The following is a 266-nucleotide window of genomic DNA, read 5'->3' as shown; positions in this document are numbered from 1 at the left end:
GCTCTCCGACGTCGTGACCCGCGCCGAGAGTGCCCGTCTGGACACCGCGTCCCTGCGCGAGACGGCCGAGGCCACCGCGGTCGAGGCGCAGCGCCTCGGGGAACGGGCCCGCGAAGCCCAGGAAACGGCCGACGCCGATCGCGCCCGCTCGCGGGAGGCGGACGACCACCGACAGCAGACCGCGAGCGCGCTGCACGCCCACATCGTGCGCCTCGAGACTCTGCGCGAGTCCGTGCGGCAACCGGACGGCTCGTCCTCGGTGGCGG

At 75.6% G+C, this 266-nt stretch carries 1 protein-coding gene; it reads left to right on the top strand.

The window, feature by feature from the left end; all coding sequences use genetic code 11:
• On the top strand, positions 1 to 266 hold a 266-nt coding region (locus QSV46_RS39920; protein ID WP_314964122.1), incomplete at both ends, for a hypothetical protein.

The sequence above is a fragment of the Bradyrhizobium cosmicum genome (genome assembly GCF_032290525.1).
Classification (GTDB): domain Bacteria; phylum Pseudomonadota; class Alphaproteobacteria; order Rhizobiales; family Xanthobacteraceae; genus Bradyrhizobium; species Bradyrhizobium cosmicum_A.
The sequence above is the reverse complement of the archived record's forward strand: the minus strand, read 5'-3'. Positions and strand labels throughout refer to the sequence as shown.